This window comes from Enterococcus innesii (genome assembly GCF_022846515.1).
In the GTDB taxonomy this organism is placed as follows: Bacteria; Bacillota; Bacilli; order Lactobacillales; family Enterococcaceae; genus Enterococcus_D; species Enterococcus_D innesii.
In genome coordinates, this window is sequence record NZ_AP025635.1 from 2,469,043 (window position 1) to 2,488,549 (window position 19,507).

A 19,507-nucleotide genomic window follows, 5' to 3' on the forward strand; every position below is an offset into this window, starting at 1 on the left:
CTAGACCTCCTCAGTTTCTTCAGGTTTCGCCGACTCAATGGCTTCCATGATCGATGGCTCATCGCCCCAAATCACGTCATAAACGATATCAACTAAGGAAGCACGGGTCAAAATCCCGACTAAATGTTTGTCGGCATCTACTACTGGGACATATTTTAAGCCGCGTTTTAAGATGCGTTGCAAGGTATCCCGCAACAAGGCGGTTTCGCGAACGAAAAAGACATCTTTGTTCAAGATATCGCCGACACTAGTAACTTTGCCACGGTTGCGGTCGATGGATTCGACATCGATGTAGCCTTTTAGCACGTTGCTATTGTCGGTAACTAGCAAGGTATCGACCCGTTTTTCTCGCATCAAGTGAATCGCTTCTTGTAAGGATTTTTCTGGTGTGATAGCGATCGGGGTATTTAACATTACGTCTTTGACTGGCGTCGTGTCAGGTTTTGCTTGTAACAAGCGGTCTTCACCGATCAACTCTTCCACAAACGGTGTTGCCGGGTGTTGCAGAATATTTTCTGGTGTATCAAATTGAATGACTTTTCCTTCACTCATGATCACGATACGGCTAGCAAGCTTCAATGCTTCGTCCATATCATGGGTAACAAAGACGACAGTTTTTCCAAGCCGTTCTTGCAAGTCTTTGACCAAATCTTGTAGGGAGTCACGAGTGATTGGGTCTAGTGCGCCAAAAGGCTCATCCATTAAAATGACATCTTGGTCAGCTGCCAAGGCACGGACAACACCGATCCGTTGCTGTTGCCCTCCAGACAATTCGTTGGGGTAACGGTCGAGCATTTCTCGTGGCAATTCCACTAAGTCGATCATGCGCTCGGCAGTTTTGTTGCGTTCTTCTTGGCTGACTTTTAACAATTTTTGAACCAATGTGATGTTTTCCCGAATCGTCATGTGAGGCATCAAACCGATGCTTTGGATCACATAGCCGATTTGACGGCGTAACTCCACTGGGTTGATCTCTGTAACGCTTTTTCCATTGATCAAGATTTTTCCTTTAGAAGGATCCGTCATACGGTTGATCATCCGCATACAAGTCGTCTTTCCGCTACCACTTGTCCCGATGAAGCAAATGAATTCGCCTTTTTCAAAGGAAAGATTCACATCTTCAACAGCGACTTTACCACCTTTGTAAATTTTGGATACCTGCTGAAACTCAATCATGATGTCACCTCTATTTTTATTTAAGCAATCTGAATAATGGCTTATAATCTGTACTAAGTATGCCGAAAAGTCACGTGTTATTCAAATAATCTGCCCATTTTTTTCATAATTGTATAGACAAAACTGAAAATAGCGCCATAAGCAAGTCCAAATTAAGGAGCGATGCATAGAGAAAAGAAGCAGCGGAAATATGTCGTTATTTTTCATTGGGAAAAAGGAGACTTTTTTGCTGAAGGCCTTGGCAGCAGTCTCTTTAATTTTTTCTAAGAAAGGGCAGAATTAAAAGCTGTTTTTTCAATTTTTATAAAAACATGCTAGAATAGAGAAGAATTTAGGGAAAGAGAGGAACAACATGCTTACAACTGAAGATTTTGATTTTGACTTACCGGAAGAACTGATCGCTCAAACGCCATTAAGTGATCGCTCAAGTTCCCGTTTATTAGTGGTTGACCGCGAGACTGGCAAATTTGAGGACAAGCACTTTTATAACATCATTGATGAATTGGCACCCGGTGATGCCTTGGTGATGAATGATACACGGGTATTACCAGCTCGTATCTATGGCGAAAAACAAGAAACAGGTGCCCATTTAGAAATCCTCTTACTGAACAATATTGAAGGGGATACGTGGGAAACCTTGATCAAGCCAGCCAAAAGAGCCAAAGTCGGCACGAAGATCACCTTTGGCGACGGACGATTAGAGGCAGTGGTGGAAGAAGAGCTCGATCACGGCGGCCGGATCATTCGTTTTCAATACAAAGGGATCTTTTTAGAGATTCTGGAATCACTTGGCGAAATGCCGTTACCGCCTTACATCAAAGAACGGCTAGAAGACCCAGACCGCTATCAAACGGTTTATGCCAAAGAAAACGGCTCAGCTGCCGCACCAACTGCCGGCTTGCATTTTACCCCAGAATTGCTAGAGCAGATCGCCGCAAAAGGCGTCAAGCTGGTTTATCTGACTTTGCACGTTGGTTTAGGAACGTTTCGTCCAGTCAGTGTCGATAATATCGCTGATCATGAGATGCACAGCGAATTTTACCGTTTGACAGAAGAAGCTGCCGCACAATTGAACGAGGTTCGGGCAAATGGTGGCAAGATCGTTGCAGTCGGAACGACTTCGATCCGTACATTAGAAACCATTGGGACCAAGTTTGATGGGCAAATCAAAGCCGATAGTGGGTGGACGAGTATTTTTATCACGCCAGGCTATCAGTTTAAAATCGTGGAAGCTTTTTCTACTAACTTCCACCTACCAAAATCAACCTTAGTGATGTTAGTCAGTGCCTTTGCAGGACGCGACCTAACACTTTCTGCCTACCAGCATGCCATTGATGAGCGATATCGCTTCTTTAGCTTTGGCGATGCGATGTTCTTAAAATAAACAAAAAACTGAGCGACGTAAGCGGCTCTTTAAGTTGAATCAATTTCTCAACTTTTAGAACTGCTTTTTTTGTCGCCCAGCTTACTACTAGAGGAAGGTATAAGTGGTGGTCGCTTTTTGTGGTCCATGCAAAGCAATGTTTCTCGAAAATTTGTTTTCATTTACAAACTTACACATGTTTCGTGTATTCCGATACAAAATGAGACGTATCATTTTTCGATATGGAAATGTTCGATCCTTGTTACGTTTTTCTTCTTGTTACTTTACACGTTTGGTACTAGGTGAAACTTGTACGTTCAACAACTTTTAGTAGATTGAGTTTGCGATATTTACGAAAACCACCAACAGAGTTGCTACCTTCCTTACACGTATACTATAACACGAAACGGAAGCGTTTGCAAAAGAAAAAGGTCGTTTTCCTCAAAAAAAAGACCGGCGAACCGATCTTTTAAGCAAGTGCTCGTTTAGGCAGATTGTCATAAAACGCTGCTTTGGTTGCACTGATGTAAGGTGTCAGCCATAAGTAGCCAATTCCTGCTGTCATGATGGCCAAAATGTGCCAACCGATGAAGCTCAAATCTAGGATGAACAATTGTCCTTTGTAGCCTTTCATTAAATGACGACTCCCCGTGATACAGCTGAGAAAATCTGGCCGCATACCGGTTTCTTCGTAGGTATCATAAAAGACAAAATATGCTTGAGAATAAGAATAAGCTTTGATGATTCCAGGAATGATAAACAGGAATGTCCATAATGTCGTGAAAATAGTCGACAAAATATAGATGACGATGATCCCTAACACGAAAGCACCACTGAAGCCACGAAAGACATCAGAAAAGGGCTGGATCGATTGCTTCTTACCGCGTAAAATGTCAAGGAAAGTCCAAGAGATCCCCGCACCGAATAAGGCAGAAAATAGACCGCTGATCAAACCGCCGCCACCACTGCCACCGCTTCCGCCAGCGGAATTGACTGCATCGGTAGAACCAAGATCATTGAACATACCGCTTTGATACAATGGAATAACAGCAAGAACGATAATGACGAGTGCGATAGCGATCGAGATCAAAGTCGGTACAATACACATCAAAACACTGTCTTTCCAGCGGCCTCTCAGGATTGCTTTTGCTTCTGCTTTTAGTTCTCTATTTGATTTCATTTCAAAAAACCTCCCTTCAATATAAATAACATGATAGCAAACTTTCGCTAAATCTTCAAAAAAAAGTAATAGATGTTTCGCATAACTAGGAGAAAATACTCTTAGTTTCTCTAAACTTCCTTGCAAAATGTAAGGGCAACCCTTATCATAGATAGCGTTGCACAGTTAATCGAGTTTAGAGAGAAAGTAGGGAAATGAATGACGGAACCAGCCATTCGTTATCGTCTGATAAAGAAAGAAAAGCATACCGGTGCCCGTTTAGGCGAACTGATCACGCCTCACGGAACCTTTCCAACGCCAATGTTCATGCCAGTCGGCACATTAGCAACGGTCAAAACCCTTGCCCCTGAAGAGTTGAAAGAAATGGGTGCAGGCGTCATTTTAAGCAATACCTATCACTTGTGGTTGCGTCCAGGAGAAGACATTGTTGCAGAAGCAGGCGGCTTACATAAATTTATGAATTGGGATCAACCGATCTTAACAGATTCAGGTGGTTTCCAAGTCTTTTCATTAGCCGAAATGCGCAACATCGTCGAAGAAGGTGTCCATTTCAAAAACCATTTGAATGGGTCGAAAATGTTTTTATCTCCTGAAAAAGCGATTGATATCCAAAACAAATTAGGGTCAGATATCATGATGAGTTTTGATGAGTGTCCGCCATTTGATGAAAGCTATGACTACGTCAAAAAATCGGTGGAACGGACGTCTCGCTGGGCGGAGCGTGGCTTGAAAGCCCATGCCAATCCAGATCGGCAAGGCTTGTTTGGGATCATTCAAGGTGCAGGATTTGAAGACTTGCGCAAGCAAAGTGCCCAAGACTTGATCAGTATGGACTTCCCAGGGTATTCCATCGGCGGCCTGTCAGTTGGCGAACCAAAAGCGGAAATGAATCGCGTGTTGGAATTTACAACTCCTTGGATTCCAGAAAACAAACCACGTTACCTGATGGGCGTTGGGGCAGCTGACTCCTTGATCGATGGCGTGATTCGCGGTGTCGATATGTTTGACTGCGTTTTACCAACACGGATCGCAAGAAACGGTACCTGTATGACTTCAAAAGGTCGTTTAGTCGTGAAAAATGCGCAATATGCCCGTGACTTTCGACCAATTGACGAGAAGTGTGATTGCTATACATGTAAAAACTATTCTCGTGCGTACATCCGCCACTTGATCAAATGTGATGAAACCTTTGGTATGCGTTTGACGTCTTACCACAATGTCTACTTCTTATTGAATCTGATGAAAAATGTCCGTCAAGCCATCATGGATGACAACTTGTTGGAGTTCCGTGAGCATTTTATTGAAGAGTATGGGTTCAACAAGGAAAATGCGAGGAATTTCTAACATTCTCTACTAAAATGGTGGGAATAATAGAGGAATTCTGATAAAGTATCTTATAGGAAAGAAAATAAATCGAGGTGAAAAAAATGGCACAATCTTTACCAATGCTCTTTATGCTGGTTGCTTTAGTGGCAATGTGGTTCTTTATGAGTCGTTCACAAAAGAAACAACAGCAAGAGCGTAAAAATCTTTTAGAAAATATGAAAGCTGGCGATGAAGTCGTAACCATCGGCGGACTCCACGGCGTTCTTTCTGAAGTCAACACAGAAAAAAGCACCGTGATCATCGACTGTGAAGGAATTTTCTTAGAGTTTGATCGTTCAGCGATCCGCACAGTGAAACCTGGAACTGTTGCATCCGTTGAAACACAAATCGAACCAGCTGATGTCGAAGACGCAACGAGCATCCAAGACGAAACCAAAGAATAAGCACAAACGCACCGTCGCTTTCTCAGAAGCGATGGTGCGTTTTTTTAGTAGTCGGACAGTTTCTAAAATAAAACAAGCACCGCAGCAAAACAGAGATCGCTCGTTTTGCTGCAGTGCTTTGATTGCCTTCGTTACTCGATCGGAATCAGTTTCTTTGACGCTTGTTTGCCTTGGTCTTTTGGCAACGTCAATTTCAAAATTCCTTCAGCGTAAGAGGCTTTGATTTCATCCTCTTTGACGTTTTCTAGCAGGTATTGTCGCCGAACGCTTGTCAAGCTGCGCTCGCTGCGAACCAGACGTCCTTTTTCATCTTCGGTCGCATGATCCGTCTGGTGTTGTCCCGTAATCGTTAAAACCCCATTCTCATAGGTTACTTGAATATTTTCCTTAGGGATGCCAGGCAGTTCTGCTTCAACGAGAAATTCATTGTCATTCTCGTGAATATCGGTTTTGATCAGGTTCGATGGAAACCCATCAAAAAAACTGCGGCCAAAATCTTCAAAGAAATCAAAAGGTATCATACTGTATGAATCTGAGCGGCGTGGCACAATCTCATGTGTCATAAGAATCATCCTTTCTTTATTCTTTTGTTTTTACACTTTTTATTTTATTCATTTTTTAGCGAATTTCAAGTGATTTACTCGCTTTAAAAAACCTTTGATACCAACGTTTTACTCCTTGATTTTGGCGTGTTTTTACCTTGCTTCGTTCCTGTTTTTCCCCTCATTTCGCCTGCTTTTTCTACGTGACAGTATATACTTAGTGATATATACTAAAGGCGAAGTGGAGGAGGAAAAACATGGCACGTTATAGAAAACGAATGCTTGTTGCTTTGATCTATGCATTGTTGTCGTCGATTGCTTTAAATCTCTTTTGGCTGCCGGGAAATATTTATGCGAGTGGGATCACTGGTTTGTCGCAATTGTTGTCGCAGCTTTTAGACGAGCAGTTGAATCTGCAGCTTTCGATCCCGCTTTTGGTGCTTTTTTTTAATGCGCCATTGTTAGCGGTTGCTTGGGTTAAAATCGATCGAGAATTTACCATCATGACGGTTTGTACCGTCGTCCTGTCTTCTGTTATGATGAAGGTGGTACCGGTCATTGCTTTAACGACCGATCCGGTGATCTGTGCCGTGTTCGGCGGATTGCTGCACGGGGTGTCGGTGGGCTTGACATTGAACGACGATTTTTCAACGGGTGGGCTTGATATTTTAGGGATTTTAGTGAAAAAAGCCACTGGTAGAAGTATCGGTAGCTTCTTTATCGGCTTCAATGTCAGTTTGCAGCTAGCAGCCGGGCTGATCTTTGGCTGGCCCTATGCTTTTTATAGTGCCATTTCCTTCTTCATCAGTGGGCGGATGGTCGACTACGTCAACCTGAAACAGCGGCGTGTGCAGCTGCTGGTCGTTACAGAAAAAGCAGAACCCGTCATTACGACGTTGCAATGTGCTTTGCAGCGAGGCATCACGGTCATCAACGATGTCGAAGGTGGATTTGATCATCAACAGAAAAAACTATTATTACTGGTCATTTCCCATAGAGAACTCAAGACCGTCGAAGGCATGATCCAAGGAATCGATGAACAAGCGTTTGTCAGTGTTTCTTCTGGCGTCAGTGCCAATCGATCGTTTTATGAATGGTAGCAAAGTGAAAGAAAGTAGGAGAGACGTTGAAAAAACAAGCAGTATTTCAAGAAGTTGCCCAGCAGATTGCGCAACGGGTTCATGAAGGTACGTACGTGACGAGCCAAAAGCTTCCTTCCGATTATGATTTAGCAGAGGAATTTCAGTGCAGCCGTTTAACGGTGCGCAAAGCCATCGATCTATTGATTGGCCAGAATTTGTTAGTGAAAGAAAAAGGCAAAGGAACCTATGTCATGAAACAGCCCAAGATCCAAAGCGGCTCCGGCGGTCTTCAAAGTTTTACCGAGACTGCAAAGATCCAAGGGAAAAAGACCCGTACGGAAGTTTTGCATATCGAAACCGTCAAAGAGCTCCCAATAGAGATTGGGCAGCTGTTTGGCGATTACGCCAAGGAACCGATCGTTTATTTGGTGCGCTTGCGTTACTTTGATGATGAGCCGATGACGGTGGAAAATCTTTACGTACTGAAACGCTATCTGCAAGAAGACACCGCAGAACTCACGAAAGCTCAATTAGAGTCGTCTTTGTATCAAGTCATTGAAGCCAACATCGAGATTGGTTATTCCCATCAAGAGGTGGAAGCTGTGAAAAGTCCTGCCGATATTGCGAAACTTTTACAGGTGCCTCAAGAGGAACCGATGCTTTTGGTCCATTCGATGACCTATTCCGCATCAGCTAAACCGATCTTATACGATACATCCTATTACCGAGCAGACAAATATACCTTCAAAAATACATTAGTGCGTCAAAAATAAAATCAATCCTTTAGAGGTGAAGACAATGGATCCACTCACAGCAAGTATTGAAGCCAATTGGTCAGAATTTCTCACACTTTTGAGCGAGGTGATGCAGATCGCAAGCGTCAAAGGTGAGCCGGTGCCCCATGCGCCTTATGGCACAGGACCACGAGAAGTGTTAGCATATGTCATGGAAAAAAGTGCAGCATACGGGTTTCAAACAACGGTCATCGATGATGCGATCGGCTATGCCCATTGGGGACCAACGGATACCGACTATATTGGTGTGTTAGGACACTTGGATGTCGTGCCGGCAGGTTCTGGCTGGAGCTACCCACCCTTTGCACTAACTGAAAAAGACGGCAACTTTTATGGCCGAGGGATCTTAGATAACAAAGGCCCGATCATCAGCTGTTTGTTTGCCATGAAATTATTGAAAGACCTTGGTCATCAACCGCAATTACCGTTGCGGATCATTTTCGGTACAGATGAAGAAAGCGGCATGTCGGATATCCCGCATTATCTAGCGGTTGAGCAGCCACCGCGTTTTGGTTTTACGCCAGACTGCAAGTATCCAGTGGTTTACGGCGAACGGGGTGTCGTCAATGTGCAACTTGATTTTCCATTGCCCGCCCAAGAACAGCAGCTGTTAGCGGCGTTTTCTGGCGATCAATTCCGCGATCATGTGCCAGACCACCTATCGGTAACCATAGGCAGCCAGTCCTTTGAAGCACTAGGCAAACGCTCCCCTAGCAATGCCCCTGAGCTAGGGGACAACGCCATTACAAAGCTTGCCCAGCAAGCAGCACCGCAACTAGCAGCGACACCATCCTTGCAAGCAGCTTTGCAGTGGATCGCCCAAAGTTTTCACCAGCAGCACTATGGCGAAGGCATTGATTTGGTACTAGAAGATGCTGATTCAGGAAAGTTGATCTTGACCCCTGTGGTTCTCCAAAAATCCGCCAGTGGACTAGCGTTAGAAGTGGCCTTTCGCTATCCGGTATCGGTAACGGAGGAACAAGTACTCGCTGGGGTGCAAAAGGCATTGCCAAAAGGGGCAAGTCTTACGATCCTTCGCAGCATTCCGGGGTTCTGCCGATCAAAAGATGCCCCCGAAATCCAAACGCTATCGTCGATCTATCACCAAGTAACGGGCAATGATCCAACCCCCGTGACCACCACAGGAGCAACCTACGCCCGAAAAATGCCAAACATCCTTGCTTTTGGTCCGTCTTTTCCAGGGCAAAAAGGGATCGCTCATAACCAAGATGAGTACATGGCGGTTGCCGATCTACGGATGAATCTTGAAATTTATCTGCGCAGCTTACAAGCACTGACAAAATAAGCGAAGACACGAACGAAGAAGAGTTTTTCCATTTTTTTTTGAGAAACTCTTTTTTTAGTATAGACATAGTAGTATATACCGTATAGAATATACTTGAAAGCGCTATGAAAAATGGAGGGATATTTATGTGGGGAATGATTGCTACATGGCGGATGGCACACGATGGCGTGCTCGCTGCTAAAGCACTATTAGAGCAACAAGGCTCCTGCCAAGATGCAGTAGAAACAGCCATTAAAGCAGTGGAAGATTATCCATTTTATAAATCGGTGGGGTATGGCGGACTGCCAAACGAAGAAGGCGTGTTGGAAATGGACGCTGCCTTCATGGATGGTGATACCTTCAAAATTGGTGCCGTCGCTGGGATCGTCGATGTGGAAAATCCTATTTCCGTGGCACGCAGCCTAAGTGAGGAAAAATTCAATAGTTTTCGGATCGGCCAAGGAGCGGTCGCTTATGCGCTTGCCGAAGGATTCCAGCCCAAAGAGATGCTGACACCGCGAGCCAAAACCATTTGGGAAAAGCGCAAAGCAGAGATCGCTGCCAACAACCTCGATCCCTATGACGGCCACGATACAGTGGGAGTAGTTGCGCTGGATGAACACCAAAGCATGGCAGCAGGAACCTCTAGTTCTGGTTTATTTATGAAAAAAAGCGGTCGTGTTGGCGATTCACCTTTATCTGGTTCCGGTTTTTATGTGGATAGTGAAATCGGCGGTGCCGCTGCCACAGGTTTAGGGGAAGACTTGATGAAAGGCTGCCTTTCCTACGAGATCGTCCGTTTGATGGGAGAAGGGCTAGCACCGCAAGAAGCATGTGATCAAGCCGTTTACGACTTTGAAGCGCGATTGAAGAAGCGCTACGGCAAAGCCGGCGCCTTCTCGCTGATCGCCTTAGATAAACAGGGTCGCTGGGGGGTGGCAACCAATGTAGAATTTACCTTTAGTGTCGCAACCACCAAGCAAGAGCCTGCTATTTTTATGGCAACGCCAGGACCTGAGCAGACAACCGTGATTGAACCCATCACGAAAGAATGGTTGGAGGCTTATGAAAAACGAATCAAAGCGCCGGTCTAAAAACCGCGATTGAGAAAAACAAACATTGGAGGAATGGATATGGCAACGAAAAAAATCTATTTGTTTTGTGAAGCTGGAATGTCAACGAGTATCATGGTCAATAAAATGATGGAAGTCGTCAAAAAGCACAACATGCCTTTGACGATCGAAGCATTCCCTGCGATCCATGCAGAAGAAAAAGTCGAACAAGAAAAACCAGTCGCTATTTTGTTAGGTCCACAAGTACGACACTTAGATAGCAAAATGAAAGCAACTTTCGAGCCAATGGGGATTCCAGTCGGCACGATCGCGACAGAAGCATACGGCATGATGGATGGCGAACGAGCGTTGAAAGATGCCTTAAGCTTGATCAAAAAAGCCAAAGCAAAGTAATAAAAGTGTTGGAGTAACAGGGGACTACGTGTTATCTGCCAGATAGCACGCAGATGGGAGGAAGAAAAATGCAGAAATTTTTAAACTGGTTAGAAAAAGTGTTAACACCGATGGCAAAGACGATCGGTGAAAACAAATACTTGATTGCGATTCGTGATGGTTTCTTATTATCCACACCGTTGTTGATCGTGGGTTCACTCTTTTTAGTCTTGACCAATTTTCCAATTCCAAATTGGAACGAGATGATGAGCAGTTTGCTGGGAGACAACTGGGCAACGATGTTGAATATGCCAGCAACAGCCAGCTTTGACATTATGACGATTTTAGCCGTTGGTGGGATCGGGTATAGTTTGGCAAAACAGTTTAAAGTTGATGCCATGCAAGCAGCCATTATTTCACTCGTTTCTTTTTTTATCGTGACACCATTTACGACCGTTTTCACACCAGAAGGCTCTACGGAAGTATATGAAGTTGGCAGCCTGCCATTACGATGGATGGGTTCTAGCGGTTTGTTCTTAGGGATGGTCGTTGCCTTGATTTCCACCAGAATGTTCGTTGCGTTATTACGCAAAGGGTGGACGATCAAAATGCCTGACGGTGTTCCCCCAACCGTGGTGAAATCCTTTGAGGCATTGATTCCCAGCTTTGTGATCGTGACGGTTTTTATGATCGCCAACTGGTTAGCCAACTTAACGTCTTATGGCAATCTGCAAGAGATCCTCTTTAAGTTCTTACAGACACCGTTGTTAAGTTTAGGAAATACTTTAGGTGCCATGATCATAGCCTACCTATTTTTGCATTTTTTCTGGTTCTTTGGGATCAATGGTTCCAGTGTGGTCGGCGCTGTCTTCAACCCTATCTTACGGGCATTATCTATTGAAAACTTAGATGCTTTCAAGAATGGCGCAGAAATTCCTAACATCATCACCGGTCAATTTCAAGACATGTTCGCGACCTTTGGTGGGGGCGGTTCGACATTGTCTTTGATTTTAGTCATGATCTTAGTCTGTAAAAGCCAAAGGGTCAAAAAACTATCACAGTTATCGTTGATACCAGGTATCTTTGGGATCAATGAACCAATCATCTTTGGGTTACCGATCGTCTTGAATCCAGTTCTGCTGATTCCTTTTGCTTTAGTGCCAACGATCAATATTATTATCTCTTACTTCTGTATGGATCTTGGATTAGTCAACTATACCAATGGAATTCAACTGCCCTGGACCACGCCGCCGATTATTTCTGGTTTCTTAGTCAGTGGTTGGCAAGCGTCTGTTTTACAAGTCTTGTTGATCCTCTTAGGAATGGCTATTTATTATCCGTTTATCAAAGTCTTAGATAATCAATATCTAAAAGAAGAAGCGGATGCCGTTGAACAAGAAGAAGAGGAAATCAATTTTGACGATTTCGATTTTGATGATCTATAAGAAAAGAGGCGCCGCTCATGAAAAAAATAATTTTGATTCTCAATCATGTCACTGCAGGGATGGGAAGTGATGAAAATGCTCAGTTGCCGCCAAGCGGCAAAAAAGCTGCCCTTGGTCCAGGTCGAACCTTGAATCCACTTTTTCAAGAGCAAGACGCACAAATCGTTGCAACGCTTTATTGTGGTGACCAATATTATCACGAGCATCAAGAAGAAGTGAACAAAAAATTTGTGGGGTTTGCTAAAAAATTTGATGCCGATGCCGTTCTTTGCGGACCTGCGATGCATTATCCTAATTTTGGCGAAATGGCAGCAGGATTGACGAAAGTATTCAACGCGCAAGGAATTCCAGGGGCTGCAGCGATGTCAGAGGAAAACCCAGCAGTGGCAATCTATGCCAAAGACATCTATATTTTGAAGATGCCGAAAAAAGGCGGGATTGGATTGAATGATTCCTACAAAAAGATGGCGCACGTTGTTTCCCAGCTTGCCCACGGAAAGCCTCTAACAGAAGCAGACCAAGACGATTTGTTTTAAAGAGAAAGACGATCAGCGTTGGCTGGTCGTTTTTTTATGAATCAAGCCAAGCATGTTCGATGTAAGACATAAATCGACTAAGCCTGTTGATGATTTGTTTTGATTTACGTAGAATAGATACAAGTTAGGAGGGATTCGGTTGTACCATACCGCATTTGGAGTATATGGAATTTTGTTTCAAGGCAACTGCTTGGCCGTCATCAAAAAGAAGGCGGGACCTTATCAAAACCGCTATGATTTGCCAGGCGGCAGCATGGAGGCAGGTGAATTGCTGGAAGACACGCTGTGCCGAGAATTTAAAGAAGAAACCGGCATGACCGTCACTAGCTATCATCAATTAGGAACAATTAATTTTCTCTATCCTTGGCGATACAAAGAGACAACAATGAACAATCATATCTGTGTTTTTTATGAGATTCGAGCAATCGTTGGAAAACTTGAAAAAAACGTTCACCAATTTACAGGCCAAGATTCATTGGGAGCAGTTTTCTTCCCCATCGAGCAGCTAAATGAACAAAATGCATCACCTCTTGTAATAAAAGCTTGTGAGGTGTTTAAACAGGAGGCATTTACGGCAAAAAGCCAACGCCTAATGAAATGGGATGTATTAGAAGCCCCTTCTTATGAGTAATCCTTTCAGATCGTAAGACGTTTGACAGAAAAAGTGAAAAGAGCAGATGATTATATTTAATAAGGATAAGGTGTTTTCGTAAACCTCTCTATTGTTCAACTGAGCACATGACATTTTTCTTAAGAAAAACCAAAACTTTTGTCCACTTCTTTTCCTTGAGAGCTCTTGAAAACGCTTAATTTAAAGGGAGTTTAATAAAACTGTGAAAAAAATCACAAAAACTATTTACAAACAAAAAAAGATGTTGTATGATCTGTATGTGAAGTAGTTAACAAACAAAACATGTTTAAAAACTAGGAGGACATACAATGGCTAAGACATTGGAAAAAGAAGTGACAATCGACGTACAAGCGATGATCGACGATTTAGCAACGAAGGCAAGTGTGGCGTTAAAAGAAATGGAAAGCTTTGACCAAGAAAAAGTGGACCACATTGTTCATGAAATGGCAATGGCAGCATTAGACAAACATATGCCTTTAGCTAAAATGGCAGTAGAAGAAACTGGCCGTGGTATCTATGAAGATAAAGCGATCAAAAACATGTACGCTTCAGAATATATTTGGAACAGTATCAAACATGACAAAACAGTCGGCGTGATCAATGAAGACAAACAAAAAGGCTTGATTGAAATCGCTGAACCAGTTGGTGTCGTTTGTGGGGTAACACCAACAACTAACCCAACATCTACAACGATCTTTAAAGCAATGATCGCTTTGAAAACACGTAACCCGATCGTTTTTGCTTTCCACCCATCTGCACAAAAATGTTCAGCAGAAGCTGCACGTATCGTTCGTGATGCAGCCATCGCTGCTGGGGCACCTGAAAACTGTGTGCAATGGATCGAACATCCATCAATCGAAGCGACTGGCTTATTGATGAACCACCCAGGAATTGCGATCGTATTAGCAACTGGTGGCGCTGGCATGGTCAAAGCAGCATACTCAACTGGTAAACCTGCATTAGGTGTTGGACCAGGGAACGTACCTGCATATATCGAAAAAACAGCGAAAGTGAAACGAGCAGTCAATGACTTGATCGTATCAAAAACTTTTGATAACGGAATGATCTGTGCCTCTGAACAAGCAGTGATCGTTGATAAAGAAGTCTATGCCTCTGTGAAAGCAGAATTTGAAGCACATCAAGTATATGTTGTAAAAGCAAAAGAATTACAAAAACTTGAAGATGCCGTGATGAACGAAGGAAAATATGCCGTAAATCCAGCAATCGTTGGACATTCAGCAATGGAAATCGCGAAATTAGCAGGCATCAACGTACCAGAAGGAACAAAATTATTGATCGCTGAACTTGACGGTGTCGGTGCTGATTACCCACTATCAAGAGAAAAACTTTCTCCAGTTTTAGCAATGATCAAAGCAAACAACACAGAAGACGCGTTCGAAAAATGTGAAGCAATGCTTGATTTAGGCGGATTAGGCCATACAGCGGTGATCCACACTGAAAACGAAGACTTGCAATTAGCATTCGGCCTACGCATGAAAGCTTGCCGTATCTTAGTTAATACACCATCTGCAGAAGGTGGTATCGGAAATATCTACAACGAAATGATTCCATCATTGACACTTGGTTGTGGTTCATACGGGAAAAACTCTGTATCACGAAATGTTTCTGCTGTGAACTTGATCAACGTGAAAACTGTAGCGAAACGGAGAAATAATATGCAATGGTTTAAATTGCCACCAAAAATCTTCTTTGAAAAGAACTCTCTAATGTACTTGGAGAAAATGGAAAACGTTGAACGTGTCATGATCGTTTGTGACCCTGGTATGGTTCAATTCGGCTATTGCGATACGGTTCGTGAAGTACTTGCTCGTCGTAAAAATGACGTGAAAATCGAAGTCTTCTCTGACGTAGAACCAAACCCATCAACAAACACCGTTTACGCTGGAACAAAAATGATGGTTGATTTCAAACCAGATACAGTGATCGCCCTTGGTGGTGGATCAGCAATGGATGCTGCCAAAGGCATGTGGATGTTCTATGAGCACCCAGATACTTCATTCTTCGGCGCGAAACAAAAATTCTTAGATATCCGTAAACGGACATACAAGATCGACAAACCAGAAAAAACGCAATTCGTTTGTATCCCAACAACGTCTGGTACTGGTTCTGAAGTAACCCCATTTGCGGTTATCACTGACAGTGAAACACACGTGAAGTACCCATTAGCTGATTACGCATTGACACCAGATGTAGCAATCGTTGACCCTCAATTCGTAATGTCAGTACCTGCTTCTGTTACAGCAGACACTGGAATGGACGTTTTGACTCATGCGATCGAATCTTATGTTTCAGTAATGGCATCTGATTACACTCGTGGATTGAGCTTACAAGCAATCAAGTTAGTCTTTGACTACTTAGAAAAATCAGTGAAAACACCTGATATGGAATCTCGCGAAAAAATGCATAATGCCTCAACAATGGCAGGTATGGCCTTCGCCAATGCATTCCTAGGTATTTGTCACTCTGTAGCTCACAAAATCGGTGGTGAATATGGTATTCCTCACGGACGTACAAATGCGATTCTTTTACCGCACATCATCCGTTACAATGCCAAAGACCCACAAAAACATGCAATGTTCCCTAAATATGACTTCTTCCGTGCCGATACAGATTACGCAGACATTGCGAAATTCTTAGGCCTTAAAGGCAAAACAACGGCTGAATTGGTTGAAGCATTGGCAACAGCTGTTTACGAATTAGGACAATCTGTGGGTATCGACATGAGCTTGAAAGCGCAAGGCGTCACTCAACAAACACTAGATACAACAGTTGATCGCATGGCTGAATTGGCTTACGAAGACCAATGTACAACAGCAAATCCAAAAGAACCACTAATCTCTGAATTGAAACAAATCATCGTTGATGCCTATAACGGCTAAACAATGAATCAAGAACACCCTGCGGTATCTTAGCTGCCGCAGGGTGTTCTTTTGTCGTCTCTTTTTTTGAAAAAGTAAGCCGACAGTTGCCGCCTTTTTACCCAGATCAGTTAAGAATGCGAAAAATAGCAATTAAACAGGGCGGTGGATCATAAAAAAGGAGTGGATTTCTCCACTCCCTAAAAGTCTCGTTTTTTCAGGATGTCACCAAGGCTGCTGCTTTTTTTGCTCAAACAGATACGCTCGTTACTTGCTGACGTTTTTCTTCAAGCGTAGCATCTGGAAGCTTTGTTTTTCCAAGACGACACGCAAAATGCCGTCATTCAATTCCGCTGTTTTTCCATTGACGGGCACAACGTTGTTCGGGGTTGCTTCGGTATTGACAGCATGCAAGTCTGGGTGGTGCAAGACTTGATGGGTAGCGATTTGCAATGAATCATATTGACGCAAGTCGCAAGTGAATTCGTTGGCATCCTGCAAATCCTTATTCACCAAGAAAAAGGTCAAATAGTCATCTTCGTTTTCGATCGCAATGGCATCCACATAAGAAGCTTTTCCGTGGCTGCTATCGAAATCAGCCCCTCGAAGGATGCTATGCAACACGTGACCGCGACCGTAGTTGCTGATCATTTCATAGGGATAAAAAATCGTTTGTTTCCAAGCGGCAGTATCGGAAGTCATGATCGGTGCGATCACGTTGACCAGCTGTGCCATGCAGGCGATTTTAACGCGATCTGCGTGATGAAGCATCGTGATCATCATGCTTGCGACGAGTAACGCATCTTCAAAGTGATAGACGTCTTCTAATTGTGGTGGGTGTTGACTCCAAGGTTCAATTTTTTGATCCTGTTCATTTGAGTGATACCAGACGTTCCATTCGTCGAAGGAAATATTGATAGTCTTCTTGCTTCGGCGTTTGGCTTTCACTGCATCACAGATTGCTGCGACTTGACTGATGAACTGATCCATTGCGACATTGCTTGCTAGATAATCTTGGCTATCGCCGTTACGGTTGCCATAATATTGGTGCATGGAAATGTAGTCGACTTGATCGTAACAATGACTTAAGACTGTATCTTCCCACATGCCAAAGGTCGGCATCGTGAGAGAAGAACTACCACAAGCGACGGTTTCGATCGTTGGGTCCACCAGACGCATCGCTTTGCCAGCTTCTTCTGCGAGACGGCCGTATTCATCGGCTGTCTTATGTCCTTCTTGCCAAGGACCGTCCATTTCATTGCCTAGACACCAAAGTTTGATGTCATGAGGATCGGCCACCCCATGGGCACGCCGGAGGTCACTATAATAGCTGCCGCCTTTTAAATTGGTGTATTCGATCAAGTTTTTCGCTGCTTCGATTCCTCGTGTCCCAAGACTGATCGCCATCATCGGTGCCGTATTGACTTGTTTGGTCCAATCCATAAATTCGTTTAAGCCGAACTGATTGCTTTCGATCACCCGCCAGGCCAAATCGATTTTTGCTGGCCGTTGCTCTTTAGGGCCGACGCTATCTTCCCATTTATACCCAGAGACGAAATTGCCTCCTGGGTAACGGACGATCGGCACATTCAACTGCTTGATCAAGGCAGCGACATCTTGACGAAAGCCTTGCTCATCGGCAAAAGGACTTTCTGGTTGATAGATCCCTTCGTACACACAGCGCCCTAAGTGCTCCACAAAAGAGCCGTAGATCCGTTCGTCGACTGGTGCCAAAATAAAGTGTTTGTCTAAATACATCGTAGTTTTCTTCAATTTTGCAACCCCTTTCTTTTCTTTCATTGTAGCGATAGTCCATGAAAATAAACACTACATTCTGTCTTATTCTATTGACGTTTTGTCCGTTTTCTTTATACTAAAGGCAAGTAGGAAGGAGTGAGAAGTTGAACGTAACCTATTCAGGATTTCAAATGCACAATGCTGTTTCCGATCATATTTATCGACCTTCTGGCTTAAAGCATTATCTTTTCGTGTTGACGTTGTCTCCAATGGTTTTCACTTTTGAAGATGGTCATCAAGAAACCAGTGAAAAAGGTAGCTGCATTCTTTTTCCTCCAACCGTCTATCAAGATTATCGTGGCAAAGAAGATTTTTTTAATAGCTTTGTTGAGTTTCAAACGGATCAGGTGATCGAAGAAACCTATGCGATCCCTTGCAACCAACTGTTCCAGCCGAAAAATATTCAACAAATCAACAAATTGATCCAAAAGATCAATCATGAATCCTTGTTGCCGCAACGGCACACGGAAGAATTGATCGCGGCGTATATGACAAATCTATTGGTCTTACTTGAACGCAATTTTGAAGAAAGCATCCCGCAACCACAAAACGAACACTATCAACTGTTTCAAGCGATGCGGTTGAAAATGTTAGTCAATTGCGAGCAGCAATGGGATTTTTCCCAGTTTAGCCGAGAGCTTTCCATCGGTAAAAGCCAATTCTATAAGCTCTATCAACAGTTTTTTCATACCACGCCCAAAGAAGATTTATTGCAAGCTCGGTTTCAAAAGTTTTTTTATTTACGCAGCAACGAAACACTAACGATTCGAGAGGCGGCGTTTCAATCTGGGTTCCAAAATATCAACCATTTTAATCGGCTCTTTGCGAAGCGCTATGGCTGTGCACCGACAAAGTACCAACAGGAGCAATCGGCAGGTCTGATCGGTAAAAACGCAGAAAAAAGTCCGACGAATTCTTGACGGATGCAAGAGAAAACGGGACAATGTCATTAGGAGGTGGCGTATGGATACAGAAACGATCGTAAGCGAACTTTCTAAACGTTCAAGCGAATTGGAAGCGCTACAAAGAAAATTGAGTCAAAGCCAATTAATGAATAATGAAGCAGCACAAACGTTCATTTTTGACTTAAAGGATTATTTAGATAGCTTAAAGCTCGTAACGGATTTAGTACCGTCAGCGGCAACTACCGCAGCGGAAGTTGACCAGTTGTCGTACGTCTTAGGTGAACAAAATCAAAGCATCCAGCAGCTGCTGGTCATTTTGGAAGAAGCCGAAGCAAACGACGACCAGCGCTTTTTTGGCAAAAGTGCGGGAGAAGTGCGGCGGATGATTGGCAGTCTGACTGGGATTTTGGAACTAAACGGTCTGTTGCTGCAAGACAATCGTGGTTTTCAGCAAGTCGTGAAGGAAACTGGACCGCTTCAGGTGACTGAAACAAAGGAAGTCCCTGAGAAAAAAGGGTTTCTCCAAAAGCTTTTCGGGAAATAAGCACTGATCGTCAATCAAAACATGAATCACTTGTACCAAAAAAACGGCGCTTCACAATGCGTGAAGAACCGTTTTGTGGTACAAGTATTTTTTTGCTCTTTGCCAATAGAGACGGAGGGATCAGAAGGTACCGA

Annotated in this window: 18 protein-coding genes; 14 read left to right on the top strand and 4 right to left on the bottom strand. The window is 43.5% G+C overall.

What is annotated here, in order from left to right:
- Entirely contained in the window at positions 1–1,176 is a 1,176-nt protein-coding gene (locus ENLAB_RS11585) for a betaine/proline/choline family ABC transporter ATP-binding protein (RefSeq protein WP_005227327.1), read from the bottom strand.
- A gap of 352 nt (positions 1,177–1,528) precedes the next feature.
- Between ENLAB_RS11585 and queA the strand changes: the two genes are divergently transcribed.
- Complete coding sequence (gene queA / locus ENLAB_RS11590) at positions 1,529–2,560, top strand: tRNA preQ1(34) S-adenosylmethionine ribosyltransferase-isomerase QueA (RefSeq protein WP_005227329.1); 1,032 nt, start codon at positions 1,529–1,531, stop codon at positions 2,558–2,560.
- A gap of 448 nt (positions 2,561–3,008) precedes the next feature.
- Here the strand turns inward: queA and ENLAB_RS11595 are convergent, their stop codons facing one another.
- Positions 3,009–3,719 (bottom strand): DUF975 family protein, encoded by a 711-nt coding sequence (locus ENLAB_RS11595; RefSeq protein WP_061053705.1) that lies wholly within the window; start codon positions 3,717–3,719, stop codon positions 3,009–3,011.
- A 198-nt stretch (positions 3,720–3,917) separates the two neighbouring features.
- On the opposite strand from ENLAB_RS11595, the gene tgt reads away from it, so the two are divergent.
- Positions 3,918–5,063 carry a tRNA guanosine(34) transglycosylase Tgt gene (tgt, locus tag ENLAB_RS11600; RefSeq protein WP_005227333.1) on the top strand — a complete coding sequence of 382 codons (1,146 nt, stop codon included), beginning with the start codon at positions 3,918–3,920 and terminating at the stop codon, positions 5,061–5,063.
- An 83-nt stretch (positions 5,064–5,146) separates the two neighbouring features.
- Complete coding sequence (gene yajC / locus ENLAB_RS11605) at positions 5,147–5,488, top strand: preprotein translocase subunit YajC (protein ID WP_005232170.1); 342 nt, start codon at positions 5,147–5,149, stop codon at positions 5,486–5,488.
- 131 nt (positions 5,489–5,619) lie between these two features.
- Here yajC and ENLAB_RS11610 read toward each other — a convergent pair whose 3' ends face one another.
- Entirely contained in the window at positions 5,620–6,051 is a 432-nt protein-coding gene (locus ENLAB_RS11610; protein ID WP_142962413.1) for an Hsp20/alpha crystallin family protein, read from the bottom strand.
- 236 nt (positions 6,052–6,287) lie between these two features.
- Between ENLAB_RS11610 and ENLAB_RS11615 the strand changes: the two genes are divergently transcribed.
- The 9 genes from ENLAB_RS11615 (at position 6,288) to adhE (ending at position 16,148) form a co-directional block, all read left to right on the top strand.
- Complete coding sequence (locus tag ENLAB_RS11615; protein WP_005227341.1) at positions 6,288–7,130, top strand: YitT family protein; 843 nt, start codon at positions 6,288–6,290, stop codon at positions 7,128–7,130.
- A 26-nt stretch (positions 7,131–7,156) separates the two neighbouring features.
- On the top strand, positions 7,157–7,885 hold the full coding sequence (locus tag ENLAB_RS11620; protein WP_016609636.1) for a GntR family transcriptional regulator, LSA1692 subfamily: 729 nt from the start codon (positions 7,157–7,159) through the stop codon (positions 7,883–7,885).
- A 25-nt stretch (positions 7,886–7,910) separates the two neighbouring features.
- The gene (locus ENLAB_RS11625; protein WP_244351164.1) at positions 7,911–9,212 is read left to right on the top strand and encodes a Sapep family Mn(2+)-dependent dipeptidase; all 1,302 of its coding nucleotides are present in this window, start codon (positions 7,911–7,913) and stop codon (positions 9,210–9,212) included.
- Between the two features lie 125 nt (positions 9,213–9,337).
- Positions 9,338–10,285 carry a glycosylasparaginase gene (locus tag ENLAB_RS11630; protein WP_244351166.1) on the top strand — a complete coding sequence of 316 codons (948 nt, stop codon included), beginning with the start codon at positions 9,338–9,340 and terminating at the stop codon, positions 10,283–10,285.
- Between the two features lie 39 nt (positions 10,286–10,324).
- Positions 10,325–10,657 carry a PTS sugar transporter subunit IIB gene (locus tag ENLAB_RS11635; RefSeq protein ID WP_005227348.1) on the top strand — a complete coding sequence of 111 codons (333 nt, stop codon included), beginning with the start codon at positions 10,325–10,327 and terminating at the stop codon, positions 10,655–10,657.
- Between the two features lie 68 nt (positions 10,658–10,725).
- On the top strand, positions 10,726–12,081 hold the full coding sequence (gene celB, locus ENLAB_RS11640; RefSeq protein ID WP_005227350.1) for a PTS cellobiose transporter subunit IIC: 1,356 nt from the start codon (positions 10,726–10,728) through the stop codon (positions 12,079–12,081).
- A gap of 17 nt (positions 12,082–12,098) precedes the next feature.
- Complete coding sequence (locus tag ENLAB_RS11645; RefSeq protein WP_086293925.1) at positions 12,099–12,617, top strand: GrdB-related putative oxidoreductase; 519 nt, start codon at positions 12,099–12,101, stop codon at positions 12,615–12,617.
- 139 nt (positions 12,618–12,756) lie between these two features.
- Entirely contained in the window at positions 12,757–13,248 is a 492-nt protein-coding gene (locus ENLAB_RS11650) for an NUDIX hydrolase (protein ID WP_142424129.1), read from the top strand.
- Between the two features lie 308 nt (positions 13,249–13,556).
- The gene (gene adhE / locus ENLAB_RS11655; protein WP_244351168.1) at positions 13,557–16,148 is read left to right on the top strand and encodes a bifunctional acetaldehyde-CoA/alcohol dehydrogenase; all 2,592 of its coding nucleotides are present in this window, start codon (positions 13,557–13,559) and stop codon (positions 16,146–16,148) included.
- Between the two features lie 246 nt (positions 16,149–16,394).
- Here the strand turns inward: adhE and arfA are convergent, their stop codons facing one another.
- The gene (gene arfA, locus ENLAB_RS11660; RefSeq protein WP_244351170.1) at positions 16,395–17,927 is read right to left on the bottom strand and encodes an arabinosylfuranosidase ArfA; all 1,533 of its coding nucleotides are present in this window, start codon (positions 17,925–17,927) and stop codon (positions 16,395–16,397) included.
- A gap of 101 nt (positions 17,928–18,028) precedes the next feature.
- Between arfA and ENLAB_RS11665 the strand changes: the two genes are divergently transcribed.
- Together ENLAB_RS11665 and ENLAB_RS11670 are read left to right on the top strand one after the other, a co-directional pair.
- Positions 18,029–18,844, top strand: coding sequence for an AraC family transcriptional regulator (locus ENLAB_RS11665; RefSeq protein WP_244351172.1), 816 nt, complete (start codon positions 18,029–18,031; stop codon positions 18,842–18,844).
- Positions 18,845–18,887: 43 nt separating this feature from the next.
- Positions 18,888–19,373, top strand: coding sequence for a hypothetical protein (locus ENLAB_RS11670; RefSeq protein WP_244351174.1), 486 nt, complete (start codon positions 18,888–18,890; stop codon positions 19,371–19,373).
- Positions 19,374–19,507: the final 134 nt, after the last annotated feature.